Genomic DNA, 23,663 nt, shown 5'->3' on the forward strand with positions numbered 1-23,663 from the left:
GGAACCCACCATGACGACACGAAAGGCACCAACAATGTCCACCCAGAGCGAGGCACCCACCCGACCCCAGTACGACTTTTTCGACAAGTCCGAGGCAGCGGCCTCCCTCCGTGCAACCGTTCGCCAAGTCGAAAGGTGGACGGCCGAGGGACGTCTCGGCCACGTGCGCCTCGGCAACAAGACGCTTTACACGCCGGAACAGATCCGGGCTTTCGTCGCGTCCTGCACTGTCGACCCGTCGGCATGAGCGCCGACAAGGAGCTGCCACCGCCATTGCAACGCGCCCTAAACAAGCTTGAAGGCGTCGAACACGTTGGCGGCGGTAAGTACAAGGCTCTGTGCCCAGCTCACGACGACCGCACTCCGTCGCTCTCGATTACGTGGAGCGACGAGAAGAAAAAAGTTCTCTTCTTCTGTCACGCGGGATGCACCCAGAAAGACGTGGCGCGTGAGATCGGGATGACGTGGAAGAGCCTCGCGGCCAAGATGTCGCAGGAGGCGGTGTACCGATACGCCGATGAGGACGACAACCTCCTCTACGAGGTCGTTCGCTATGGCAACGGTGCGGACAAGACGTTCAGCCAGCAACGCCCCGATCCGACGAACCCGAAGCGGCGGATCGGAGATATGGAGGGCGTAACTCCCGTCCCCTTCCGACTGATCGAGTTGCTCGGGGCGCTCAGCGAAGGTGAGGACGTCTGGATTGTCGAGGGCGAGAAGGACGTCTTGGCGATGGTCCAGGCCTATGGCGACTCGATGACTGCCACCTGCAACCACGGCGGGGCCGACATGTGGAAGGACGAGTACCACTCGGTCCACTTCATGGGCTCAACGAGCAAGGTGAGCATCGTCGCGGACCAGGATCCGCCCGGTTACCGGCACGCCCGCAAGGTTCGTGACTCCTTGCAGCGCGTGGCGGGCATCACGGCGCGTGTCGTGCGCTCCGCGGAGGGGAAGGATGCGGCGGATCACTGCGGCAACAACGGCTTGCAGGCATTCATCGAGCTGACCCCGGAGGAGCTGGATGCCGAGTGCGAGAGCCCGGCGAGCAGCAGCACCGACGAGGCGTGGACCGAGCTGGGCAACGCCGAGCGATTCGTGGCAGAGAACCGCGAGGACGTGCGGTGGCTCTCGGAGACGAAGCGGTGGGCCGTGTGGACGGGGAAGGTGTGGGAGAACGACGACCGCGAGAGCGTGGTCGAGCGGGCGAAGCAGTCGATCCGCGGCATCCGCGCGACGGCGGCGGCGTTGCCCGACGAGGCGCAGAAGGAGGCGCTGCGCTGGGCAAAGCAGAGCGAGTCAGCACGCGTGATCCGGGCGACGCTGGAGCTGGCTCGGTCGACTCCCGGCCTCACGATGCTGGCGCGCGAGTTCGACGTGGACCCGATGCTGCTCAACTGCCAGAACGGCACGCTCAACCTGTCCACGGGCGATCTGCAGCCGCACCGGCGCGAGCACTACTGCCGGAAGGTTCTCGGCGTCGCCTACGACCCGGCCGCGGAGGCGCCTGAGTTCGCGGCCTTCCTCGCTCGGGTACAGCCCGACCCCGAGGTGCGCAGCTTCCTCCAGAGGGCGGTCGGCTACTCGCTCACCGGTCGCACCGACGAGCAGAAGCTGATCCTGGCCCACGGCAACGGGGCGAATGGCAAGTCGACGCTGATCGAGCTCATCCGAGACTTGATGGCCGGTTATGCCTCGTCGTTGCCCGCGGACAGCCTCGCTGCGAAGCACTCCGGCGCCATCCCCAACGACATCGCCCGCCTCGACGGGGCGCGGTTCGTGTCGGTGATGGAGTTCGAGAATCACGCCGCCATCAACGAACGTCTCATCAAGCAGCTCACCGGTGGCGACATGCTCCAGGCGCGGTTCATGCGGGGTGAGTTCTTCGACTTCCGCCCCCAGGCCACCATCTGGATCTCGAGCAACCACCGCCCCGTGGTGAAGGAGACCGACGACGGAATCTGGCGCCGGTTCCTCCTCGTGAACTTCCCGGTGCGCATCGCCGACGAGGACATCGACCGCGACCTCGGGCGCCGCCTCACCGAGAACGAGCTGCCCGGCGTCCTCCGCTGGGCAGTCGAGGGGGCGGTCGCCTGGCAGGAGCAGGGCCTGAACCCGCCGCAGTCGATCCTCGACGCCACGGAGGCGTACCGGGCGGAGTCGGACCTGTTCGGGGCGTTCGTTGAGGAGGTGTGCGTCCTCGGCTCGGAGGAGTCCGTCGCAAAGGACCAGCTCTTCGACACCTGGGCGGAGTGGTGCCAGCGCGGGCGCGTGCAGGCCGGAAGCAAGATCGCCTTCGGCCGGAAGGTGCGCGAGCGCGTCGAGGAGTTCGGCCTGGGCGAGACCCGCGTCGGCAAGGGGAAGGTTCACACCTGGACCGGTCTGAGCGTCGGAGAAGGCGGCTCAATTCGGCGGCTCAGATTGGTCCCGGAGCCCGAAAAACGAGCCGCCGACCCGTCAGGTTGAGCCGCCGAGGCCGAAACGAGCCGCCGCCAGACGACTTTCCTGCACTCTGGCGGCGGCTGCGAGGCAGGGCGGGCGAGAAATCTGAGCCGCTTTTGGTGATTGAGCCGCCATTGAGCCGCCATCTGAGCCGCCAGTTTTCCCTTGCGGTTGATGGGAAGTAGAGGTCTGGCGGCCTAGGCGGCTCTTTTTTCTAGCTATCCGTCCTTAAAGGAAAAGAACACTACTACCCCTCTACCTACTCCCCTACGGCACCGTTGCCCAGAATTCCGAGCCGCCTGAGCCGTCTGAGCCGCCTTGGGTGATTAGGCCCTATTCCACAGAAGTCCAAAGAAGGAGTAAAGACCATGAGCGATGAAGGCCAGAGTGTTGGACTTTGGAATGACGGGAGAACGCCGAGCGTGTTGTGCAGTGCGCATCGAAGGAATGGCGACCCTTGTAAGCGACCACCTATGAAAGGCACGAATGTCTGCTCCACACACGGAGGGAGAGCCCCGCAGGTCCGTCGCAGAGCAGAACAGCGGATTGCAGAGTCCGCCGACAAGGCTGCTTACACGATGCTCCAGATCATGATGAATCCGAAGACCTCGGATCGTGACAAGATCGCCGCTGCCAAGGACCTTCTGGACAGGAACGGATTCATTGGCAAGCAGGAGCTTTCCGTCGACATGAAGATCTCCAAGTTCGACCAGATCGCGGCCGACATCGTGATGGACGTCGAGAACCTGGGGCCAGCCCCCACCTTCGACTACGAGGACATCGTGGACGCCGACGAGGTGGAGGACGACGAGCCCAAGCAGATGCGGATGCCGACACGGACCGACGAGCAGATGGAGGCCTACGCTCGCGCCTCGGTCGTTGACGAAGAGATCGCCCTGCCCGCCCGGAAGGTTCCCGCCCCGCGGACGGCGACGGAGGACGAGTGGGCGGAGGAGCAGGCCTACCACCGGCGCAACCACACCCCTGCTCGGACCGACGCGTCCGATCCTGTCCACCCTCCGCGGAAGGTTCCGTCGCGCCGGTCGGGCAACGTCCCACCCAAGATGCAGTCGAGCGGGGACGCGCCTCGGCAGCTAGGGGCAGCGCAGTCCAGGCGGGACACGGTCGCGCCGCCAGCGCACCCGCCCGTCGAGGCCGACCCCAACGCCCGGGAATCGGACGGTCCGCGGAAGCGGTCGAGGGTGACCGGGCGTCGCCGGAAGGCGTGACGAGAGGGCCAGCGGCGGAACCCGCCCGCCGACCGCGGCGCGGGCATGTGCCCCGCTGGCCCAGAACCCACCCATACGCCCACGAGGACCCACAGGGCGCCCTCCGGGGTGAGCGGAGGGATTCTCTGGCCAGAGAATCGGATTCCTGACCTGGCCTTTTGAACCGGTGGCGGGCAGGCGAAGGTAGCTCCGCCGCCAATTCTGAAGAAATAGCGGCGCCCCACGAAAACCAAGGAGAAATCATGAGCCAGAACTACGAGATCGTCGCCCTCGACATCCTGTCGGAAACCATCGACCACCACTCGCTCGACCTTGTCGTCAACGACCAGCACCGGGGCGACGTGCACGCGGCGGTGGACTACATGATTGAGCAGGCCCTCCGCGCTGAGGTGGTCGACCCGGCCGAGGCCCACAGCCCGAGCGTCCGCGACCTGCTGGTCGACCGTCTCGTCGGCCTCCAGGCGGCGGTGCTCTGATGCGGCTCGTCGCTTACCTCCGCGTGTCCACGGACACCCAGGTCGAGGAGGGCAACGGCCTGGACGTGCAGGAGCGGATGATCGCCGCCTGGGCAACCCGCCACGGGCACGACGTCGTCGCCACCGAGGTGGACGCGGGTATCTCCGGCGTGAAGCCCGTCACCGAGCGCCCCGGCCTGGCCAGCGCCTTGCACCTGGTACAGACCGGCGCCGCGGACGGCATCGTCGTGAAGGACCTCGACCGCCTGGCCCGCTCCGTCACCACGCAGGAAGCACTCCTGGCTGAGGTGTGGCGCCGCCCCGAGTCTCGCGTGTTCACCGTCAGCAGTGGCGAGGTGCAACGCGACGACCCGGACGACCCGCTCCGCACGGCCATGCGCGAGATGGTCGGGGTGTTCGCCGGGCTGGAGCGCGCCATGATCTCTAAGCGCCTCCGCGACGGCCGCAAGGCCAAGGCTGCACGCGGCGGCCATGCGGTCGGGCGGTCCCCGTACGGATGGCGCGCCATCGACGGCGACCTGATCCCCATCCCGCACGAGCAGGCAGCCCTGGAGCGCATGCGCACCCTGCGGTCGGAAGGTGCGCCCACCCGCCTGATTGCCTCCACGCTCACCGCCGAGGGCCACCTCACCAAGCGTGGAGGTCAGTGGTCGAGCGCCATCGTCTCCCGCATCCTGTCCCGCCACCCCGCCGAGAGGGCCGTCGCATGAGCGAGCACCACGACCCAACAGCCCTGGCCCGCCGCAAGCGCTCGGACGCGCTCGGGACCCGGCGTCGGAAGGCCAACCCGCCTACCGAACCCGCCTGCCTCGACCAGTTGAAGGTAGGCGACGTGGTGATGCAGCACCGGGACCACCCGGTCGTCATCCTGCACGTCGGCTACGCGCACGCCATCAAGATTCCTGGTCGAGCGAGCACGGCTGCGCGAATTGTCGAGGTCCACACCGTGTACTGCCGATACGTCTGGGCGGACCCGAACGACCCCTCCTGGATCCTCGGTGACTTCGAAGCCGACGACGTCTTCCAAAGGGCCGTCTGATGGCGAACGTTCGACAGGTCGAGCGCAAGGCGGGGCGGGCGTACGAGGTGCGCTGGCGAGAGCACGGCAAGGAGCGCCAGCGCACGTTCCCGGTGAAGCGCGAGGCGGAACGGTTCGCCTTGAAGGTGGAAGGCGAGCAGGCCGCGGGCGCGAGCACCGAGCCGCTGGCCGGGCGCGGCAAGACCTTCCAGGAGGTTCTCGACGCCTCGTTGGCAGCGAGCCGCCCGCGGCTGAAGCCGACCACGTACGAGGGCTACCTGCTGCTGTACAAGGCGCGCATCCTGCCCCGGTTCGGGAGGCAGCGCATCGCCGCGGTCACCTCTGAGCACGTCGAGCAGTGGATTGCGGGGCTGACGGCGGAAGGGCTCGCCACCTCGACCATCCGCAACCACTACGTCGCGGTGTCGAAGGTGTTCCGATACGCCGTGCGCCACCGGATTGTGAGCCACAACCCCTGCGACGCGGTGCAGCTACCCCGTGCCGGCTCGGCGGCGGACTTCGCGCCCGTATTCCTGACCGCTGCGCAGGTGGAAGCTGTCGCCGCTGAGCTGGACGCCGTGCACCCGTACGGGACTGTGGTGCGCTTCGCCGCGCAGACGGGGCTCCGCTCCGCCGAGATCTCCGGCCTGCGCATCCGCGACGTGAACCTTGCAGCGGGGCACGTTGAGGTTCGTCAGACCGTGAAGCGCCTCAACGGGGAGTGGGCCGTGGGCACGCCCAAGTCCGCCCGCAGCACGCGCAACGTTCCGCTGCTGAGCCGGGCGCTGACCGCTGAGCTACGCCGCCTGCTGGTTGCCCACCCCGCCTCCGGCGACGGCAACGCGATCTTCTTCCCGGGGAACACTCACGCGTCGCGCCGCCTGGATTGGACACAGCCGCTCGACACGGGCCGGGTGCGCCGGTACCACCTGGTTCCCGCGGCCCGCCGCCTCGGCATCGCGGACCACATGCGCTTCCACGACCTTCGCCACACCTACGCGTCGCTGATGCTCGCCGCGGGGTTCGAGCCCTACAAGGTGAGCCGTTGGATGGGCCACGGCTCCGTCGCCACAACCGACGGCATCTACGGCCACCTCTACCAGGCCGACTACAACGCACAGATCGACCAGTTCGAGGCGTTCGTCGCCACTCGATGAACGCGGAGTACATTCAGTTCTAAGCTGAATTGGGTCCAAATTTCAAGAGATCGTAGACGACGACACCTTTCGCGTAGTCGGTGCCCCACCGCGATGACGACTCTTTATCCGCGTGCTGGACCAGGAACTCTCTCAGCCCTTCGACGTCATTTGTATAACTTGGCAACTCTAAGATTCTCGTGAGGATCCACTTCCAGTCATGCTGATCGAGGAGTTTCGCCATGGGAACCCTCCGGCGATACCTAACCTTCATGGTGACCTTCGAAATCGTTCGCTTGGCGTGACCCACTACCTTGGGCGGCAGTACCGATTCATCCCGAATGTGCCCCGAAGTCGTTAGGTGCCCCGCGGCAGCAAGATATCGGAATACGGGATACCAGTCCGTGATTCGCACCTGACCGATGTGCATGTCCAGCACCTCTTTGGCAGGATAAGCGGTTCCGGAGACGCTTAGTACGTCTGCGAAGATTGCGGCACGGTTGAGTCCAACGATGCCCATGAGGGCCGCTTTCGCCCCAACTCCAAACACTACCGACATATTCTCCGCCGAGGCGGAGTCCACGTCAGAGTAAGCGACAAGGCGACCTTGCGGGTCGTTCGTGAGAATCAACTCATAAATTTGCTCCTTGAGCAAGCGCACCATCTTGCCTGGGATCGCTCTGGGCCGCGCACCCAGCGCGCCAAAGACCTCAAGAAAGTCGGGCACTATCACGCGAGTGATAGGAATCGACACGCCCTCCACGAGGATGACGCTCTCGGAAATCGACGGCGCAACCGCACTTTGCCACTCAACGAAGATGAGCCTGTCCTGCAGCTTACTGACATTCTTTGCTCTCAGCGCGAAGACAATGCTCTGTAGTATGGCTTGAATGTTTTTGTCGCCCAAGCTGTACCCCAAGAATATGACCGGGTGCTCGACGAAAATCGTCAGGAGCTTCGCGGCCAGATAGGGATTGTGCTTGGCATAGTCCAAGTAGTCGGCGTCAGTGAGAACTAGAGAACCCGGGTCAGTCGCGGCACCGTGAATATGGTAGATCTCGGCGATTCCTTGAGTATCAGAGAAAAGCAGTTCATCCTGCCCGACGAACACCTCGAAGTCGGGGAAGGCTAGCGATAGCAGGCCATCATAATTAGTGGTGATAGCTCCGTCGATTGTTGCTGCACGCAGCAGATTCCACTCATCCAGCAAATCTGAGGGCACCGAGCTGGAAGCAAGCTGCTCCGCCACGAACTGTGAAATCTCGATCTTCAGCGCCGAGGAGCCTTCAGTGATTGAGGACTCGTTCTTCTCCTTCGACTCCTTGAAGGTTGCGGACTTCCACCAGACCTCGTAGAAGTCGGCCGCGATGAACGATGCCGTCTTTGGCAGGTCGCCGTCGGCGAGGCCAAAGTAGTACTCGTAGGACTTCGGAGTGTGCTTGGCGAACTCCCGCAAGAGCCCTTCCCAGTTAGGCAGCCCCGCGAATCGCCGCGTGAGACCAGCTCCAACAAATAAGAACGGACCCGGCAACGGCTTGAGATGCGCCTCTAGCGCGTCCTGCACTTCACCCATGTATCGAGCGTAGTGGTCCGGGTCGCGGGGTTTTGGAGGGGATCGCCTCCGGGCCGTCCTGGTCGGCAGGCCACCAGACCCCAGCGGATCCCAGTGTTTACCTGGCGGAGGGCTAGGGATTCGAACCCTAGAGACATCTCTGCCCACCAGTTTTCAAGACTGGCTCCATCGGCCGCTCGGACAGCCCTCCTCGCCGCTCCCCGAGGGCAGCGACAGTCGATGGTAACGGACGGCCGATCCCCTGGCGAAGAACAGCCGGTCAGCGGGCGTCTGGCGACACCACCGTCACTCCGGGGAAGTATGTGCCGTACCGTCCGCGGTCGCGGGTCAGGAGTCGGTGACCCGACACTGCCGCGTGTGCGCCGATGAAGAAGTCGGGCAGCGGGGCGGTCTTCGTGCCGCCGCGCCGACGGTAGGAGAGAAAGGCCTTGCCTGCGACGAAGCCCGCCGCCCACGGCAGGGCCTCGCGGAGGAAGTGCGTCGGCGGCAGAGCCTCCTCCAGCTCCTCGATCCGATCGAAGCCGACCGACACCTCGGAGTAGACGATCGGGTTGATCACGACGGGTCCGCGGTCGAGAGCCTCCTCGAGAGCGGCGGCCGACCAGTCGGACCAGGTGGGATCGTCCGTCAGAACGTCGAGGAGCACGTTCGAGTCGACGAGGGTCGCGTCATTCACCGCGCAGAAGTGCCATCAGCTCATCGGTGGATCGCGCAGTGCCTGCTCGCCCGCGCAGACGCTCGACGACACGGGCTCCGCGTCCGCCCTCGGTGCTGTGCACGATCCGCAGCGTCGCCCCGTCGGCGACGACGTCCACCTCGTCGCCCTCGACGAATCCGTAGGCGTGGCGCAGATCCGCCGGGATGGTGACCTGCCCCTTGCTGTTGAGCTTCACGCGCGCCTCCGTAATACGTGGTGGACGTAATACAGGATACGCCGGTCCCCCGGTCAGCTCCAGGAGAGATTCCTCAGCGCAGCGCGCCCAGCGCCGCCGCGACGCCGTCCTCGTGCACGGTCGGCACGACGGCGGAGGCGACGGCGCGGACCTCGTCCGGAGCCTGGCCCATCGCGAGGCCCGACCCCTCCTCTGCGGCCCAGGCCAGCATCTCGATGTCGTTGCGGCCGTCGCCGAGAGCGACCACGTCGGCGCGGTCGATGCCGAGCTCCTGGCGCACCAGCTCGAGCGCGGTCGACTTGTTCACTCCGTGCGGGGCGATGTCGAGCCACGCAGTCCAGCCGATCGCGTAGCTGACCTGGTGCAGGCCCATCTGCTCGACCAGATCCGAGAACTCGTCGATGTCGGTGCCGGGAGAGATGACGACCACGCGGGTGCAGAGCCGGCCGAGCAGCTCCTCGAACGGCACGTGCGTCGTCTCGACGCCCATCACCGCTCCTCCGGGGAAGGCCTCGGTGTAGAAGAAGGCACCCTCGGCGTCCTCGACGGCGTAGTGCGCGTCGGGCAGGAAGCGGCGGATGTTCTCGAGCACGCCGGTGGGATCGAAGGTCTCGACCACGTCGGGCTGGTACTCGCCCGACGCGTCGCGCCGGAGCGTGACCGCGCCGTTGCAGCAGACGACGTACTCGGGCGCGATGCCGAGCCGCGCGACGACCGGCAGGGTCGACGCGGGCGAGCGACCGGTCGCGAGCATGACCTCGTCGTGCCGGGCGACCGCGTCGGCGATGGCACCGCTCACGGCGTCGGTGATGGTGCCGTCCTCGTGCATGACGGTGCCGTCGATGTCGAGGGCGATCAGGCGGCGGCCGGAGGAGGCGCTCATACGGGGCGGACCGGCTCGAGGACCTCGAGGCCGCCGAGGTGCGGGCGGAGAGCCTCGGGCACCAGCACCGAGCCGTCGGCGCGCTGGTGCGTCTCGAGCAGGGCGACGATCCAGCGGGTGGTCGCGAGCGTGCCGTTCAGCGTGGCGACGGGCGCCGTCTTCCCCGACTCCGTGCGGTAGCGGGTGTCGAGGCGGCGGGCCTGGAAGGTGGTGCAGTTCGAGGTCGAGGTGAGCTCGCGGTAGGCGTCCTGCGTGGGCACCCAGGCCTCGACGTCGAACTTGCGCGCGGCGCTCTGGCCGAGGTCGCCGGCGGCCACGTCGATGACGCGGTAGTGCAGGCCGAGGCTCTGCAGCATCGCCTCCTGGTGCGCGACGAGGCGCTCGTGCTCGGCCTCCGCGTCCTCGGGGAGCGCGTAGACGAACATCTCGAGCTTCGAGAACTGGTGCACCCGGATGATGCCGCGGGTGTCCCGACCGCCCGAGCCCGCCTCGCGGCGGTAGCAGGTGCTCCAGCCGGCGTAGCGCTTGGCGCCGCCGGAGAGGTCGAGGATCTCGTCGCTGTGGTAGCCGGCGAGCGCCACCTCGCTGGTGCCGGTGAGGTACAGGTCGTCGTCGCGGAGGCGGTACACCTCGTCGTCGTGCTCGCCGAGGAACCCGGTGCCGTCCATGATCTCGGGGCGCACCAGCGTCGGCGTGATCATCGGCGTGAAGCCCGCCTCGAGCGCGCGCTCGAGGCCCAGGTTCATCAGCGCGATCTCGAGACGGGCGACGAGGCCCTTGAGGAAGTAGAAGCGCGCGCCGCTGACCTTGGCGCCGCGCTGCATGTCGATGCCGTCGAGCAGCTCGCCGATCTCGAGGTGGTCGCGCGGGGCGAAGTCGAAGACGGGGCGCTCGCCGACGGTCCGGAGCACGTCGAACGACTCCTCGCCGCCGGCGGGGACGCCGTCGATGATCGGGTTCGCGAGGCGCTTGACGAGCGAGGTGAAGCGCTCGTCGGCCTCGGCCGCCTCCGTCTGCGCCGCCTTCGCGCCCGCGGCGAGCCGCTGGGCCTCGGCGACGAGCGCGGCCTTCTCGTCCTTCGGAGCCTTCGCCACGGTCTTGCCGAAGGCGTTCTGCTCGGCGCGCAGCCGCTCCGCCTCGGTGATCGCCGACCGGCGCACGCGATCGGCCTCGAGCGCCTCGTCGACCAGCTCGACGGAGTCGCCGCGCGCCTCCTGCGAGCGCTTCAGGACGTCCGGGTTCTCGCGCAGAAGTACGGGATCAATCACCCCAGCAGTGTAGACGGGCGCATCGCCCGGCCCGCGGCACCTGATGATCGGCCGTGCCGCCCGATCCGTTCGCGGCGACGGCCGCGAACACCTCTCGACCCCCTGCCCCACCCGACGAAGGCGCACCCGAACCATGACTGACCCGAGCACCTCGGCCGACCAGGCCCTCCCCCTCCGCGTCGAGCGCGACGGCTCCGTGGGCCGGATCCTGCTCGACCGGCCCGACGCGCTGAACGCGATCGACCTCGGCACCGCCCGGCTCCTGCTGCGCGCCGTGCTCGAGCTCGACGCCGACCCGGCGTGCTCGGTGATCGTCGTGGAGTCGACCGGGCGCGCGTTCTGCACCGGCGGCGACGTCTCGGCGATCATGAGCGCCGCGCGCCCCGACCACTACCTGCGCGACCTCGCCACGACGGCGGCGGAGGCGTTCCACCTCCTCGAGACGACCGGGGCCGTCGTCGTGTGCGCCATCGACGGCATGACCGCGGGGGCGGGCATCGCCTTCGCTCTCGCGGCCGACATCGTCGTCGCGACTCCGGCCGCCGTGTTCGTCAGCGCCTACGGCGACGTCGGCCTGGTCCCGGACTGCGGGGTGACCGACTCCCTGCCCCGCGCGATCGGGCGGCGACGGGCGCTCGACTTCGTGCTCTCGGGCCGTCCCGTCCGCGCGAGCGAGGCCCTGGAGTGGCAGCTGGTCACCGAGGTGGTCCCCCGGGCCGAGCTCGCCGACCGGATGCGCGAGCGGGTCACCGCCCTCGCCGCGCGCCCGGCGCACGTGGCCGCGGCGGCCAAGCGCCTGCTCCGGACCGACGCCGCCCACCGCACCGAGCGGGCCGCCGAGGAGACCGACACCCTGATCGAGCTGCTGGCCGTGCCCGCCACGCGCGCGCTGCTCGACGCCGAGCACGAGCGCCAGCGCCGACGCGCGTCGCGGCCCCGGAGGGTCGCCGCCGCGGTCTAGCGTCAGGTGCCGCCCGCTAGCGTGACCGGCATGATCCCGACCGCAGCACGACGAGCGGCCGTCGTCGCCAATCCCACGAAGGGCGACCAGGCCCGGCTCCGCCAGCTCGTGACCGCCGCCGAGCAGGCGCACGGCTGGGAGCCGACGGTCTGGTTCGAGACCACGCCGTCGGAGCCGGGCAGCACCCAGGCGAGGGCGGCCGCCGCGTCCGGCGTCGACGTGGTGCTCGCGGTCGGCGGAGACGGCACGGTCCGCGCGGTGGTCGAGGGGCTCCGAGGGTCGGGGACGGCCCTCGCGGTCGTCCCGTTCGGCACCGGCAATCTGCTCGTGCGCAACCTCGGGCTGCCGCTGGGCGTCGAGGAGTCGGTGCGCATCGCCTTCGGCGGCGGCGAGCGCCGCATCGACACCGGAGTCGTCGACGTCGACCGGCCCGACGGGACCCGGCAGGAGCACGCCTTCGTCGTGATGGCGGGGCTCGGCATCGACGCGAAGATGATCGCGAAGACGAGCACGAAGCTGAAGAAGGCCGTCGGCTGGCTCGCCTACGTCGACGGCGGGATGCGGGCCCTGGCCGAGCTCGGACCGGTGAAGCTGCGCTACTCGCTCGACGGATCGGCGTCGCGCTCGGTCTCGGTGCACTCCGTCATGGTCGGCAACTGCGGAGTGCTGCCCGGCGGGATCCTGCTCATCCCCGACGCCGCCCCCGACGACGGAGTGCTCGACATCGTCGCGCTGCGTCCTCGGGGGCCGTTCGGCTGGCTGAAGGTCTGGAACACCCTGACCTGGGAGAACGGCGTCCTGCGCCGCTCCGCCGCGGGGCGGAAGCTCATCGACCTGGGCCGGGACGCGCGCCAGGTCACCTACCTCCGCGGCGAGGACATCCGGATCCGCGTGGACGAGCCGCAGGAGATCCAGCTCGACGGCGACGAGTTCGGCCTCGCCTCCGCGGTGCGGATCCGGGTCGATCCCGCGTCGCTGCTCGTGCGGGTCGCCGAGAGCGCCTGAGGCCCGGGTCAGGGCGCGACGGCCAGACCCGCGAGATCGTCGAGCGACGCGACCCCCGACTGCTTCAGCATCACCCGGAACTCGTCGCCGAGCAGCGCCAGCAGCGCGGCGACCTCGTCGGCGCCCCCCGCGGCGAGCGCCCACAGCAGCGGGCGGCCGACGAAGGCGGCGCGAGCGCCCAGCGCGAGGGCCGCGAGCACGTGCCGACCCGAGCGGACGCCGCTGTCGACGTACACCTCGGCGTCGCTGCCGACCGCGGCCACCACCTCGGCGAGCGCGCCGACCGCGGTCACCGAGCCGTCCATCCGCCGCCCGCCGTGCGTCGACACGACCACTCCGGAGGCGCCCGCGTCGACCGCGCGCCGGGCGTCCTCGCCGCGCAGCACGCCCTTGACCAGCACGGGCAGGCCCGAGACGGTGGCGAGCCTCCCGATGTCGTCGAGACCGGGGTTGGGAATGGGCTGCGCGAGCACACGCTCCCGCTCCGCCTCGGTCAGATTGCCGAGCCGCGCGCGGCCGGGGATGTCGGGCCAGCCGAGCGGCTCGATCCCGGGGCGATCGCCGCGCAGCACCGGCATCTCGACCGTCAGCATCAGGGCGCGGGCACCGGCGGAAGCGGCGCGCTCGACGAGCGCGTGCGTCACGTCGGCGTCCGACAGCAGGTACACCTGGAACCACCAGGGCGCGCCCTCGGCCGCGATCCGGTCGAAGGGCAGAGCCGTGTTCGTCGAGACGCCGAGGAGCGTGCCGGCGCGGGCCGCCGCCTCCGCCATCGCGATCTCGCCGCGGGGGTCGGCCGCCACCTGCTGCGCCATCGGCGCGACGAGCAGCGGAGTCGCGACGCTCGTGCCGAGGACCGTGGTCGCCGTCGACGCGTCGAGGGCGCCCCTGAGCGCGGCGGGGCGGAAGCGGACGGCGTCCCACGCGGCGAGGTCGGCGTCGCGCTCGCGGTGGTCCCCCGCCACGGCGCCGTAGTAGTCGGCGACGAACCACGGGAGCGCCTCCCTGGCGCGCTCCTCGAGCTCGCCGATGCGTCGACGCGACTCCGCGCTCCCGGTGGTCATCAGCGGCCTCCCTCTCGCGACGGGACGCCATCGCACCTCGACACTAGGGCGTGTCGAACAAGAGATCGCCGTCGCGAGCACGGCCTGATCGTGCGAGCTGCAAGGAGGAAGCCGAAGGTCGATGCGGGCATCGACCGAGGTCTCCGACGCCGCAGATCGTGCGATCAGGCCGAGCGGAGCACGCGAGATCTTGTTCGACACGCCCTAGGGTCTGTCGTCGAACTCGGCTACCGTAGGGGCCGCGAAGGGGAGTAGTTCCCACCGTCCGCAGTGCGGACGACGAGTGCGTGTCGACATGCTGGCCCGGAACGAACCGGGCCCGGCGCGCCACCCGGATCCTGATCGGTCCGGGCGAACGAGACCTTCGGTCAGTCGACGCACGTCCTGACCGGTCCTCTCGCGCGGGTCGGCGGGCCCGATCCCAGGAGATCCCATGGCGAGCACCGCACAGGACCCCACCCCCACGCAGATCCGGCGCTGGCGGCGCTACCTCGCCGACGAGCTCGCGGAGGCCGCGACCTACCGCGACCTCGCGCAGCGCCGCACCGGCGAGGAGCGCGAGATCCTACTCGCCCTCGCCGCGGCCGAGGGACGGCACGAGGAGCACTGGCGCGAGCTGCTCGGCCCGGCGGCGGAGCCCTCGCCCCGGCCGGACGTGCGCACGCGCCTGCTCGGGTTCCTCACCCGGCGCTTCGGCTCGGTGTTCGTGCTGGCGCTGATCCAGCGCGCAGAGGCCCGTTCGCCCTACGCCGACGACGACGACGCGACCGAGGCGATGGCGGCCGACGAGCGGATCCACGGCGAGGTGGTCCGCGGGCTCGCCGAGCGCGGACGCAGCCGGCTCTCGGGCACGTTCCGCGCCGCGGTCTTCGGCGCGAACGACGGGCTCGTCTCGAATCTCGCCCTCGTGCTCGGCGTCGGAGCGAGCGGCGTGGCCACGAGCGTCGTGCTCTTCACCGGCATCGCCGGCCTGCTCGCGGGCGCGCTCTCGATGGGCGCGGGAGAGTTCGTCTCGGTGCGATCGCAGCGCGAGCTGCTCTCGGCGTCCCACCCCGATCTCGACACCAACCGCGTCGTCCCCGATCTCGACGTCGACGCCAACGAGCTCGCCCTGGTCTACCGCGCCCGCGGGATGACGCAGGAGGAGGCCGACGCGCGCGCCTCCACCGTCTTCTCGGGCCTGCGCGGAGGGGCTGCACCCACCTCCCCGATCACGATCGGCGGCCCGAGGGCGGACCCGTCGATCGACGAGCACGAGTCGATCGGCACCGGCATGGGCGCCGCGCTCTCGAGCTTCTGCTTCTTCGCGTCGGGCGCGATCATCCCCGTGCTGCCGTACCTGCTGGGGATGTCGGGGCTGGCGGCCGTGATCCTCGCCTCGGTACTGGTCGGCCTCGCCCTGCTGGCGACGGGCGCGATCGTCGGGCTGCTCTCGGGCGCTCCGCCCCTCGCCCGTGCGCTGCGCCAGCTCGGGATCGGCTACGGGGCGGCGCTCGTGACCTACCTGCTCGGGCTGCTGTTCGGCGCTTCCGGGGTCTGAGCATCCGGAGTCCGCACCGCCCTGCCCTTCCACTGGACGGCTCCGACCGCGATCGCGAGCAGCAGCGAGAACGGCAGGCAGCCGAGCAGCGGGATCGAGGCGTAGTAGAGGATCTGCCGCTGGATCCACGCCGGCGACGGGGTGTCGGAGTCGCCGTAGTACGACGCGGGCGGCGACGAGTAGCCCGTGTAGAGGACGAAGAGCCCGAGTGCGCTGCCGGCGAGCCCCGCGAGCAGCAGCGCCAGGAGCCAGGGGTTGCGGAGGAACGAGGTCCGGCGCGACGCCTCGGGCGGACCCGGTCGGGTCTCGTCCTCGGCCGACGACTCCCACGGCGCCTCGGGCGTGGTCGGGAGTGCGGGCTGCTCATCGGCCGGGGGCAGCCTCAGCGGCGCCCGGCTCGGAGCGGGCGGCGTCGCCCGGAGCTCCCGACGAGTCCGGGCCGCGGCACCGATCGGAGGCAGCCCAGCGACGGTCTGAGCCGTCCGGGTCGGCCCCGTCCCCGGCCGGGCGAACGCCCGCTCGTCGCCGCGCACGCGGTCGACGCCGCCCGCGAAGCCGCGCTGGAACGCCGCGTCGTACCGCGGATCCACCGTCTTCCGATCGCTACCGTCGCGCTCCGTCATCATCGACCTCCGGCTCGTTGCTCAGGATCCCGCGCAGCCAGTCGCGGGCCTCGATGAACACCTCGTCGTCGTAGCGTCGCACGTACGAGACCTGACGGCGATCCGCACGGGGATACGAGCCGAGGAAGATCACCCGCGGACTGAAGCGGCGGAGGCCCAGCAGCGCGTCGGCGACCCGCTCGTCGTGCGCGTGTCCGTCGAGATCGATCACGAAGCGGTAGCGGCCGAGGGCGTCCCCGATGGGGCGGGACTGGATCATGCTCAGATTCACTCCGCGGGTCGCGAACTGCTCGAGCATGTCGAGCAGCGAGCCCGGCTCGTCGGAGGGCAGCTCGACGATGAGGCTCGTCTTGTCGGCGCCCGTGGGCTCGGGGAGCGCGGTCGAGCGCGAGACGTGCACGAAGCGCGTGACCGCGTTCGGGTTGTCGCCGATGCTCTCGGCGAGCACCTCGACGTCGTGGTGGGCGACGATCCCCGGAGGCGCGATCGCGGCCTGCGCGGGCGCCCCGTCGAGCAGGTCGATCGTGGCCTGCACGTTGCTCGAGGCCGGCAGGTACTCGTGGCTCGGGATCTCGCGGTCGAGCCAGAGCCGGCACTGCCCGTAGGCGACCGGGTGCGCGGCGACCACCCGCACGTCCTCGAGCCGGGTGCCGGGGCGCCCGACGAGGATGAACGACACCGGGACGAGGTACTCGCCGACGATGCGCAGCCCCGGGATCTTCGCGAGCGCGTCCTGCGCGGCGGTCACGCCTCCCTCGACCGAGTTCTCGATCGCGATGACCGCTCCGACGCTGCGGCCCGAGACCAGGTCGCCCAGCGCCTCCCCCACGTTCGAGACGCTGCGCCACTCGTGGCCGCGCGCCTCGGGGACCTGCGCGAGCGCCGCCTCCGTGAAGGTGCCGGAGGGCCCGAGATAGCTGTAGGTGCGGGGATGCGAAGAGCTGTCGGGCATGGCGGACAGCCTAGCCAGGGCGGTACCCGCGCGGCCGCCGGGCTGACACTATGGACCCCATGACCGATCGCGCAGGGAAGCCGGCACAGGCCTCCGATCTCATCGACGTCGAAGCCCTCGTGAGGGCCTACTACGACAACAAGCCGGACGTGTCCGACCCGCTGCAGAAGGTGGTCTTCGGGACCTCCGGGCACCGCGGATCCTCGTTCGACACGGCCTTCAACGAGGACCACATCGCGGCGGTGACGCAGGCGATCGTGGAGTACCGCACGAACGAGGGCATCACCGGCCCGCTCTTCATCGGAGCCGACACCCACGGCCTCTCGCGCCCGGCGCTGACGACCGCGCTCGAGGTGCTCGTCGCCAACCAGGTGCGCGTGCTCGTCGACGAGTTCGACGACTTCGTGCCGACCCCGGCGCTCAGCCACGCGATCCTCCGCTACAACAACGACCCCTCGCACACCGACCGCGCCGACGGCATCGTCGTCACGCCCTCGCACAACCCGCCCCGCGACGGCGGCTTCAAGTACAACCCGCCGCACGGCGGACCCGCGGACTCCGACGCCACGACCTGGATCGCGAACCGCGCCAACGAGCTGATCGCCGACGGCAACCGCGACGTCAAGTCGGCCGAGCCGAGCGCCGTCGAGACCTACGACTACCGCACCCACTACGTCGCGGACCTGAAGAACATCATCGACATCGACGCGATCAAGAAGGCGGGAGTGCGCATCGGCGCGGACCCGCTGGGCGGCGCCTCCGTGCACTACTGGCAGCTGATCGCCGAGATGTACGAGCTCGACCTGACCGTCGTCAACGGCGAGGTCGACCCCGCCTGGGGCTTCATGACCCTCGACTGGGACGGCAAGATCCGGATGGACCCGTCCTCGCCGAGTGCGATGGCCTCGGTCGTCGCGCGCGCGGGCGAGTACGACATCCTGACCGGCAACGACGCCGACGCCGACCGTCACGGCATCGTCACGCCCGACGGCGGACTGATGAACCCCAACCACTACCTCGCCGTCGCGATCGACTACCTCTACCGCCACCGCTCCGGCTGGCGCGAGGACGCCGCGATCGGCAAGACGCTCGTGTCGTCGTCGATCATCGACAAGGTCGCGGAGTCGCTCGGGCGCCGCCTCTGGGAGGTGCCGGTCGGCTTCAAGTGGTTCGTGCCCGGCCTGGTCGACGGCTCGGTCGGCTTCGGCGGCGAGGAGTCGGCGGGCGCGTCGTTCCTGCGCTTCGACGGCACCGTGTGGACCACCGACAAGGACGGCATCCTGCTGGCGCTGCTCGCGTCCGAGATCGTGGCCGTGACGGGCAAGAGCCCGTCGGCGCTCTACCGCGAGCTCACCGAGCAGTTCGGCGACCCGGTCTACGAGCGCGTCGACGCCGTCGCCACCAAGGCGCAGAAGGCGGCCCTCGGCAAGCTCGACGGCGACGCGATCACGGCGACCACCCTCGCCGGCGAGGAGATCGTCGCGAAGCTCTCGAAGGCGCCGGGCAACGACGCCGGCGTCGGAGGCGTCAAGGTCGTCACCGAGAACGCGTGGTTCGCCGCGCGCCCCTCTGGCACCGAGGACGTCTACAAGATCTACGCCGAGAGCTTCCGCGGCCTCGACCACCTGCACGAGGTGCAGGCCGAGGCCCGCACCATCGTCGACGGCGCCCTGGGCTCGTAGCTCGGCCCTGAGCCGGCGAGGAGACTCGATCAGCGGAGGGAGGGCGCGCCTCCTGCGAGACGCGCCTTCCTGCGGATGGCCGTCCCTCGCGGATCGAGTAGCCCGCGCAGCGGGCGTATCGAGATCCACCGACGTCAGAGGGCCGGGGCGACGTCCCGATCCGCTGGAGTGGCGAGTCCTTTCAGGAGACAGCACCTCACGCCTGAGCCCCGTCCTCGCTGATCGAGTAGCCCGCGCAGCGGGCGCATCGAGATCCACCGGCGTCAGAAGGCCGGGGCAGAGAACCGTTCGGCTGGAGCTGGTGAGTCTCGATACGCCCCTGCGGGGCTACTCGACCAGCATGGACGGCGACAGGCGCCGACTTCTCCCTCCCCGTCTCGGGTCCGCGCGCGTCATGCCGCCGAGAAAGGACTCCGACAGCCCGCCGACCCGCAGGTCGTGTCGCCTCCTGGGGCTGCTACCAGCGGGGGTGCACGGTGGGGCGGAAGTGGGTGTCGTAGAGGGCGTTCACCGACTCCATGAAGCGCGGGCCGAGGGGGGCGGCGGAGGCGGCGGCCGCGTTGGCGCGGGCCTGCTCGACGGAGCGGGCGCCGGGGATGACCGCGGTGACGCCGTCCTGCTGGATGATCCAGGCGAGGGCGGCGGCGGCCGGCGCGAGGCCCTGGCTGTCGGCGAGAGCCGAGAACTCCTGCGCGGCCGCGACTCCGGTCGCGAAGTCGACGCCCGAGAACGTCTCGCCCACGTCGAACGCGGAGCCGTCGCGGTTGTAGTTGCGGTGGTCGTCCGCCGCGAACGTCGTCTCGGTCGTGTAGCGACCGCTGAGCAGACCCGAGGCGAGCGGGACGCGCGCGAGGATCCCGACGCCCGCCTCCCGAGCGGCCGGCAGCACCTCGTCGAGCGGCTTCAGGCGGAATGCGTTGAGGATGATCTGCACGCTCGCGACGTTCGGCCGGGCGATCGCGGTGAGCGCCTCGTCCGTGCGCTCGACCGAGACGCCGTAGTTCGCGATCGCTCCGTCGGAGACGAGAGTGTCGAGCGCGTCGAAGACGGCGTCGTCGGAGTAGACGGACGTCGGCGGGCAGTGCAGCTGCACGAGGTCGAGGGTGTCGACGCCGAGGTTCTTCCGCGAGCGGTCCGTCCAGGCGCGGAAGTTCTCGAGCACGTAGTTCGAGGGGATCTGGTCGACGCGGCGGCCCATCTTGGTCGCGACGAACACCTCCGCGTCGGGGTGCGCGGCACGGTACGCGCCGATCGTGCGCTCACTGCGGCCGTCGCCGTAGACGTCGGCGGTGTCGAAGAGCGTGACCCCCGACTCCACCGCGGCGTCGAGGATGGCGAGGGCGTCGCTCTCGGCGACGTCCCCCCAGTCGGCACCGAGCTGCCAGGTTCCGAGGCCGACGACGGAGACGGGCGCACCAGTGCGTCCGAGGGTTCGAGTGTCCATGCCTCCACCGTAGGTGCGCGCACCGGAGCGCGGAGCCCCCTTGCGCGTGGCCTAACGTCGAGGTCATGAGCCTCGTCGTCCTCGGAAGCGCCAACCTCGACCACGTGCACCGCGTCGCACGCATCCCCGCCCCGGGTGAGACGGTGCTCGCCCTCGACTACCGCACGTACCCGGGCGGCAAGGGGCTGAACCAGGCCGTCGCCGCGGCCCGCACCGCCCCCGGCACCGCCTTCGTGACGAGCCTCGGCCGCGACGCCGGGGGCGACGAGCTGGCGACCGTTCTCGCCGGCGAGCCGCTCGCGCTGCACGCCGGCGGATCGACGAGCGCACCGGGACCGCGCAGATCACCGTGGACGACCGCGGCGAGAACGCGATCGTGGTCGACTCCGGGGCGAACGCGGCCCTCGTCGGACTCACCGAGGGCGAGCGGACGCTGATCTCCGGTGCGTCCGCCCTGCTCCTCCAGCTCGAGATTCCCGTGGCGACCGTGCAGGAGGCGGCCGTCGCCGCCCGCGCGTCGTCGACCCGCACGATCCTCAACGCCGCCCCGATCGGCCCGCTCCCCGAGGGGCTCCTCGCCGCACTCGACGTGCTGATCGTCAACGAGCACGAGGCTCGCGAGCTCGCCGCCGACCGCGCCATCGACGCCGCCGACGACGCGGCTCTCGCGGCGGCGCTCACCGCACTGGTGCCGCTCGTGCTGGTCACGCTCGGCTCCGACGGCGTCGTCATCGCCGTGCGCGACCGCGAGCCCGTCGTCGCGCCGGCGTTCCGGGTCGAGGTCGTCGACACGACGGGTGCGGGCGACACGTTCTGCGGCGCCTTCGCGGCCCGCCTCGCCGCCACCGGCGCCGACCTCGACGACCCGTCGGCGCTCGTGCCGCTGGTGCGCTGGGCGACCGCCGCCGCAGCGATCTCGGTCACCCGGGCGGGGGCAGCCGTGTCGGCGCCGACCGCGGTCGAGACGGAGGCGTTCCTCGCCGAGCGCTGACCGGCCGGCGGGTCCGCTCTAGTCGACCGCGGCGATCCGCACCGTGACGCGGGCGCGACGCTGCGGGTGCTCGAGCGAGCACCACTCGCGGACGACAGCTCCGACCGACCGGGCGACGTCCGGCGCCGACGCCTCAGCGCTCGCGCAGACGTCGACCGCCACCGACACCTCGTCGCCGCTGATCCGGATCAGGACCGGCTCGGCGAAAGTGCCGCCCGTGGCCGCGCCGAGCGGGCCCGAGGCCAGCGGCACCGATGACGGAACGAATGCGGTCGCGGCGTGCGCGATCACGTCGCGCACCTCGGGTCGCGCGGGGACCAGCATCACCACTCCGTCGACGGAGCGCAGCAGGGCCGCCACGGTCGCGGAGGCGCTGGGCTCGCGCGGGGTCAGCTCGCTCACGACTCCTCCGTCCCGGGCAGGTAGACGTCCTCGACGCGCACGTCGATGGTCACGACCCGCAGCTCGGTCTGGGTGAGCAGCCGGGAGTGGATGCGCTCGCGCACCTGCTGGGCCGCGTCCGCGATCGGGACGCCCCAGAAGACCGAGATCGTCACGTCGACCACGACGTCGGCCCCCGGCTCGTCGATGTCGCCGATCAGGCGGCACCGTCCGACCAGGACGCCGGGAACGCTGTCGCCCGCCTCGCGCACGAGGCCGCGGACGGCGCCCTCGGTGATGGTCAGGGCGACCTCGGGCTCGACGCTGGCGAGCGGGATGTCGCGCCCGGCCCTGGCCTCGCGGCGGGCCTGGGTCAGGATCGAGCCGAACCAGCTCTCGTCGGGTGCGGGCAGGCGCTCGGCGTCGTCGTCGATCAGCGCTCCGGAGAGGGCGCGGACGCGCTCGAGCGCTCGCAGCGTGCGCCGGTACTCGGGCGACTCCTCGATCACCGGGTCGTAGGGGATCCGGCCGCGGTCGAGGTAGTCGCTGAGCTCGGCCATCCCGCGCTCCTCGGTGGCGGGCGCACCGGCGCCGGCCACGTCGGCCCCCGGGACGTCCGGCGTCTCGTCCGCGTTCATCGCGCCTGCTCCTTCATCGCCAGTCCTCCATCGCAACGACCAGCGACTCCCTCGCCCGGGCGAGCTTCCCGCGCACCGCGGTCGCCGTGATCCCCAGGTGCTCGGCGATCTCACCGTACGACTCGCCGCCGACCTCGCGGAGCAGCCAGCACTGCCGCTGAGACTCGGGCAGTTCTGCGAGCGCGTGCGCGAGCGCCTTCATCGCGTCGCTCTGCTCCGCCGACTCGAACGGGCCCGGCTCGCGGGCGGGCGGATGCTCGACCGCGTCGACGTCGTCGGTGGGGCGGCGCTGCCGCAGCAGGTCGACGCTCGCCCGGCTGACGATCCGCATCATCCAGCTCCGCACGCTCGCGGGCTCCTTGAGCTGCGGGAGCTGAGCCCAGACCGTGATCAGCGCGTTCTGCACCGCGTCCGAGGCGTCGGCCTGCGAGCCGGTCAGTCGCCAGGCGTAGGCGCGCAGGATCGACTGGTGCCGCTTGACGAGCACCTCGAAGGCGCGCACATCGCCCTCGGCCGAGCGCTCGGCGAGGAGCGCATCGCTCGCCGACTCCAGACCGCGCACGGCGCACCTCTCCACTCGAGCATCCAGCACTATCAGGCAACGCTCAGGATAATTCCCGATCCGCACCGTGACGATCACCCTCCGGGTTCCGTCTCACTCATGAAAGCACAGCCCGCCGGTCGATCCGCCGGGCTTCCGCATCCGGCACGCTGCACGACAGGCGGCCGGCACTGACGTACAGGAGTCACCATGAGCGACACCACCCGCACCCCCGCCACCACGCCCCGCGTCGACAAGTCGTCCGTCGAGACCGTGACCAGCCTGGGCAGCAGCACCGCCTCGGGCGTCGCCCAGGGCAAGACCGTCATCGACGACGCGGTCATCGCGAAGGTCGCCGGCATCGCGGCCCGCGAGGTCCCCGGAGTCTTCGCCCTCGGCAACAACGCCGCCCGCGCTTTCGGCGCGATCCGCTCGGCCGTCGGCGGCAACGACCTGTCGCAGGGCGTCCGCGTCGAGGTCGGCGAGACCCAGGTCGCGGTCGACGTCACCCTCGTCGTCGAGTACCCCGTCCCCATGCAGTCGGTCGCCGACGCCGTCCGCGAGTCCGTCTCCGACGCCATCACCGACCTCGTCGGCATGAGCGTGGCCGAGATCAACGTCGCGATCGTCGACGTGCACATCCCCGGTGACGACTCGAGCGACACCGATGCCGAGAGCCGCGTCCGATGACCGACCCCCGAATCCCGACCCCCGCGCCGGCGAACCGCAGCACCGTGCTCGGTGTCGCGGTCGGCGCCATCCTCGCCTTCGCGGCCCTGCTCTTCGGCTTCTGGGGCTTCGTCCTCACCGCCGTGTTCATGGCCCTCGGCGTCGTGATCGCCCGCATGCTCGACGGCTCGCTCGACGTGCGCAGCCTCGTGGACGTGTTCCGCGGGCGCACGACCTCCCGCTAGGAGTCCTGC

The 23,663-nt window shown here is 70.1% G+C and carries 27 protein-coding genes, 1 tRNA gene and 1 pseudogene; 16 read left to right on the forward strand and 13 right to left on the reverse strand.

The window, feature by feature from the left end; all coding sequences use genetic code 11:
• Nucleotides 1-10 precede the first annotated feature (10 nt).
• From GRS92_RS01115 to GRS92_RS01145, 8 genes and pseudogenes are all read left to right on the forward strand, one after another.
• Nucleotides 11-247, forward strand: a complete 237-nt coding sequence (locus tag GRS92_RS01115) for a helix-turn-helix domain-containing protein (protein WP_159852502.1) — start codon at nucleotides 11-13, stop codon at nucleotides 245-247.
• Entirely contained in the window at nucleotides 244-2,466 is a 2,223-nt protein-coding gene (locus GRS92_RS01120) for a phage/plasmid primase, P4 family (RefSeq protein WP_159852504.1), read from the forward strand. The genes GRS92_RS01115 and GRS92_RS01120 overlap by 4 nt, the downstream gene beginning before the upstream one ends.
• A gap of 344 nt (nucleotides 2,467-2,810) precedes the next feature.
• Nucleotides 2,811-2,945: pseudogene (locus GRS92_RS19195) on the forward strand (hypothetical protein); the annotation flags it as partial.
• Between the two features lie 75 nt (nucleotides 2,946-3,020).
• Nucleotides 3,021-3,671: a hypothetical protein gene (locus tag GRS92_RS01125; protein WP_159852506.1), complete on the forward strand. Its 651-nt coding sequence runs from the start codon at nucleotides 3,021-3,023 to the stop codon at nucleotides 3,669-3,671.
• 242 nt (nucleotides 3,672-3,913) lie between these two features.
• Nucleotides 3,914-4,147, forward strand: a complete 234-nt coding sequence (locus GRS92_RS01130) for a hypothetical protein (protein ID WP_159852508.1) — start codon at nucleotides 3,914-3,916, stop codon at nucleotides 4,145-4,147.
• Complete coding sequence (locus GRS92_RS01135) at nucleotides 4,147-4,857, forward strand: recombinase family protein (protein WP_159852510.1); 711 nt, start codon at nucleotides 4,147-4,149, stop codon at nucleotides 4,855-4,857. Before GRS92_RS01130 ends, GRS92_RS01135 begins: the two co-directional genes overlap by 1 nt.
• Nucleotides 4,854-5,186, forward strand: a complete 333-nt coding sequence (locus GRS92_RS01140; RefSeq protein ID WP_159852512.1) for a hypothetical protein — start codon at nucleotides 4,854-4,856, stop codon at nucleotides 5,184-5,186. The genes GRS92_RS01135 and GRS92_RS01140 overlap by 4 nt, the downstream gene beginning before the upstream one ends.
• On the forward strand, nucleotides 5,186-6,322 hold the full coding sequence (locus GRS92_RS01145; RefSeq protein WP_159852514.1) for a tyrosine-type recombinase/integrase: 1,137 nt from the start codon (nucleotides 5,186-5,188) through the stop codon (nucleotides 6,320-6,322). Before GRS92_RS01140 ends, GRS92_RS01145 begins: the two co-directional genes overlap by 1 nt.
• Before the next feature lie 19 nt (nucleotides 6,323-6,341).
• Here GRS92_RS01145 and GRS92_RS01150 read toward each other — a convergent pair whose 3' ends face one another.
• The 6 genes from GRS92_RS01150 to serS form a co-directional block, all read right to left on the reverse strand.
• The gene (locus GRS92_RS01150; RefSeq protein WP_159852516.1) at nucleotides 6,342-7,874 is read right to left on the reverse strand and encodes an SIR2 family protein; all 1,533 of its coding nucleotides are present in this window, start codon (nucleotides 7,872-7,874) and stop codon (nucleotides 6,342-6,344) included.
• 102 nt (nucleotides 7,875-7,976) lie between these two features.
• Nucleotides 7,977-8,064: transfer RNA gene (locus GRS92_RS01155), tRNA-Ser, on the reverse strand.
• 69 nt (nucleotides 8,065-8,133) lie between these two features.
• Entirely contained in the window at nucleotides 8,134-8,550 is a 417-nt protein-coding gene (locus GRS92_RS01160; RefSeq protein WP_159852518.1) for a type II toxin-antitoxin system VapC family toxin, read from the reverse strand.
• A complete protein-coding gene (locus tag GRS92_RS01165) occupies nucleotides 8,543-8,767 on the reverse strand; it encodes an AbrB/MazE/SpoVT family DNA-binding domain-containing protein (RefSeq protein ID WP_159852520.1) in 225 nt (74 codons plus the stop codon). Before GRS92_RS01165 ends, GRS92_RS01160 begins: the two co-directional genes overlap by 8 nt.
• 73 nt (nucleotides 8,768-8,840) lie before the next feature.
• Nucleotides 8,841-9,650, reverse strand: coding sequence for an HAD family hydrolase (locus GRS92_RS01170; protein ID WP_159852522.1), 810 nt, complete (start codon nucleotides 9,648-9,650; stop codon nucleotides 8,841-8,843).
• The gene (gene serS, locus GRS92_RS01175) at nucleotides 9,647-10,918 is read right to left on the reverse strand and encodes a serine--tRNA ligase (protein ID WP_159852524.1); all 1,272 of its coding nucleotides are present in this window, start codon (nucleotides 10,916-10,918) and stop codon (nucleotides 9,647-9,649) included. Before serS ends, GRS92_RS01170 begins: the two co-directional genes overlap by 4 nt.
• Before the next feature lie 133 nt (nucleotides 10,919-11,051).
• Between serS and GRS92_RS01180 the strand changes: the two genes are divergently transcribed.
• Entirely contained in the window at nucleotides 11,052-11,879 is an 828-nt protein-coding gene (locus tag GRS92_RS01180) for an enoyl-CoA hydratase/isomerase family protein (RefSeq protein WP_159852526.1), read from the forward strand.
• Nucleotides 11,880-11,909: 30 nt separating this feature from the next.
• Nucleotides 11,910-12,884: a diacylglycerol/lipid kinase family protein gene (locus GRS92_RS01185; RefSeq protein ID WP_159852528.1), complete on the forward strand. Its 975-nt coding sequence runs from the start codon at nucleotides 11,910-11,912 to the stop codon at nucleotides 12,882-12,884.
• A gap of 8 nt (nucleotides 12,885-12,892) precedes the next feature.
• Here the strand turns inward: GRS92_RS01185 and GRS92_RS01190 are convergent, their stop codons facing one another.
• On the reverse strand, nucleotides 12,893-13,948 hold the full coding sequence (locus GRS92_RS01190; RefSeq protein WP_159852530.1) for an alpha-hydroxy-acid oxidizing protein: 1,056 nt from the start codon (nucleotides 13,946-13,948) through the stop codon (nucleotides 12,893-12,895).
• Nucleotides 13,949-14,381: 433 nt separating this feature from the next.
• Here GRS92_RS01190 and GRS92_RS01195 point away from each other — a divergent pair, with 433 nt between their 5' ends.
• Nucleotides 14,382-15,488 carry a VIT1/CCC1 transporter family protein gene (locus GRS92_RS01195; protein WP_159852532.1) on the forward strand — a complete coding sequence of 369 codons (1,107 nt, stop codon included), beginning with the start codon at nucleotides 14,382-14,384 and terminating at the stop codon, nucleotides 15,486-15,488.
• On the opposite strand, the gene GRS92_RS01200 is transcribed toward GRS92_RS01195, so the two are convergent.
• Together GRS92_RS01200 and pheA are read right to left on the reverse strand one after the other, a co-directional pair.
• A complete protein-coding gene (locus tag GRS92_RS01200; protein WP_159852533.1) occupies nucleotides 15,449-16,078 on the reverse strand; it encodes a hypothetical protein in 630 nt (209 codons plus the stop codon). The two genes, GRS92_RS01195 and GRS92_RS01200, sit on opposite strands and share 40 nt — an antisense overlap.
• A gap of 13 nt (nucleotides 16,079-16,091) precedes the next feature.
• Entirely contained in the window at nucleotides 16,092-17,063 is a 972-nt protein-coding gene (gene pheA / locus GRS92_RS01205; protein WP_159852534.1) for a prephenate dehydratase, read from the reverse strand.
• Between the two features lie 59 nt (nucleotides 17,064-17,122).
• Between pheA and pgm the strand changes: the two genes are divergently transcribed.
• Nucleotides 17,123-18,745: a phosphoglucomutase (alpha-D-glucose-1,6-bisphosphate-dependent) gene (gene pgm, locus GRS92_RS01210; protein WP_159852535.1), complete on the forward strand. Its 1,623-nt coding sequence runs from the start codon at nucleotides 17,123-17,125 to the stop codon at nucleotides 18,743-18,745.
• Nucleotides 18,746-19,202: 457 nt separating this feature from the next.
• On the opposite strand, the gene GRS92_RS01215 is transcribed toward pgm, so the two are convergent.
• Nucleotides 19,203-20,189 carry an aldo/keto reductase gene (locus GRS92_RS01215; protein ID WP_159852536.1) on the reverse strand — a complete coding sequence of 329 codons (987 nt, stop codon included), beginning with the start codon at nucleotides 20,187-20,189 and terminating at the stop codon, nucleotides 19,203-19,205.
• A gap of 65 nt (nucleotides 20,190-20,254) precedes the next feature.
• On the opposite strand from GRS92_RS01215, the gene GRS92_RS19095 reads away from it, so the two are divergent.
• The gene (locus tag GRS92_RS19095) at nucleotides 20,255-20,626 is read left to right on the forward strand and encodes a PfkB family carbohydrate kinase (RefSeq protein ID WP_268817128.1); all 372 of its coding nucleotides are present in this window, start codon (nucleotides 20,255-20,257) and stop codon (nucleotides 20,624-20,626) included.
• Nucleotides 20,539-21,180: a PfkB family carbohydrate kinase gene (locus tag GRS92_RS01220; protein WP_268817129.1), complete on the forward strand. Its 642-nt coding sequence runs from the start codon at nucleotides 20,539-20,541 to the stop codon at nucleotides 21,178-21,180. The genes GRS92_RS19095 and GRS92_RS01220 overlap by 88 nt, the downstream gene beginning before the upstream one ends.
• 18 nt (nucleotides 21,181-21,198) lie before the next feature.
• On the opposite strand, the gene GRS92_RS01225 is transcribed toward GRS92_RS01220, so the two are convergent.
• The 3 genes from GRS92_RS01225 to GRS92_RS01235 are packed head-to-tail and all read right to left on the reverse strand — an operon-like array spanning nucleotide 21,199 to nucleotide 22,761.
• Nucleotides 21,199-21,582 carry a hypothetical protein gene (locus GRS92_RS01225; protein WP_159852537.1) on the reverse strand — a complete coding sequence of 128 codons (384 nt, stop codon included), beginning with the start codon at nucleotides 21,580-21,582 and terminating at the stop codon, nucleotides 21,199-21,201.
• Nucleotides 21,579-22,199, reverse strand: coding sequence for an Asp23/Gls24 family envelope stress response protein (locus GRS92_RS01230; RefSeq protein WP_235021747.1), 621 nt, complete (start codon nucleotides 22,197-22,199; stop codon nucleotides 21,579-21,581). Before GRS92_RS01230 ends, GRS92_RS01225 begins: the two co-directional genes overlap by 4 nt.
• Before the next feature lie 13 nt (nucleotides 22,200-22,212).
• A complete protein-coding gene (locus GRS92_RS01235; RefSeq protein WP_159852538.1) occupies nucleotides 22,213-22,761 on the reverse strand; it encodes an RNA polymerase sigma factor in 549 nt (182 codons plus the stop codon).
• A 189-nt stretch (nucleotides 22,762-22,950) separates the two neighbouring features.
• Between GRS92_RS01235 and GRS92_RS01240 the strand changes: the two genes are divergently transcribed.
• On the forward strand, nucleotides 22,951-23,430 hold the full coding sequence (locus GRS92_RS01240) for an Asp23/Gls24 family envelope stress response protein (protein ID WP_159852539.1): 480 nt from the start codon (nucleotides 22,951-22,953) through the stop codon (nucleotides 23,428-23,430).
• Nucleotides 23,427-23,654, forward strand: a complete 228-nt coding sequence (locus GRS92_RS01245) for a DUF2273 domain-containing protein (protein WP_159852540.1) — start codon at nucleotides 23,427-23,429, stop codon at nucleotides 23,652-23,654. Before GRS92_RS01240 ends, GRS92_RS01245 begins: the two co-directional genes overlap by 4 nt.
• Nucleotides 23,655-23,663 lie beyond the last annotated feature (9 nt).

The sequence above is a fragment of the Rathayibacter sp. VKM Ac-2754 genome (genome assembly GCF_009807095.1).
GTDB lineage: Bacteria > Actinomycetota > Actinomycetes > Actinomycetales > Microbacteriaceae > Rathayibacter.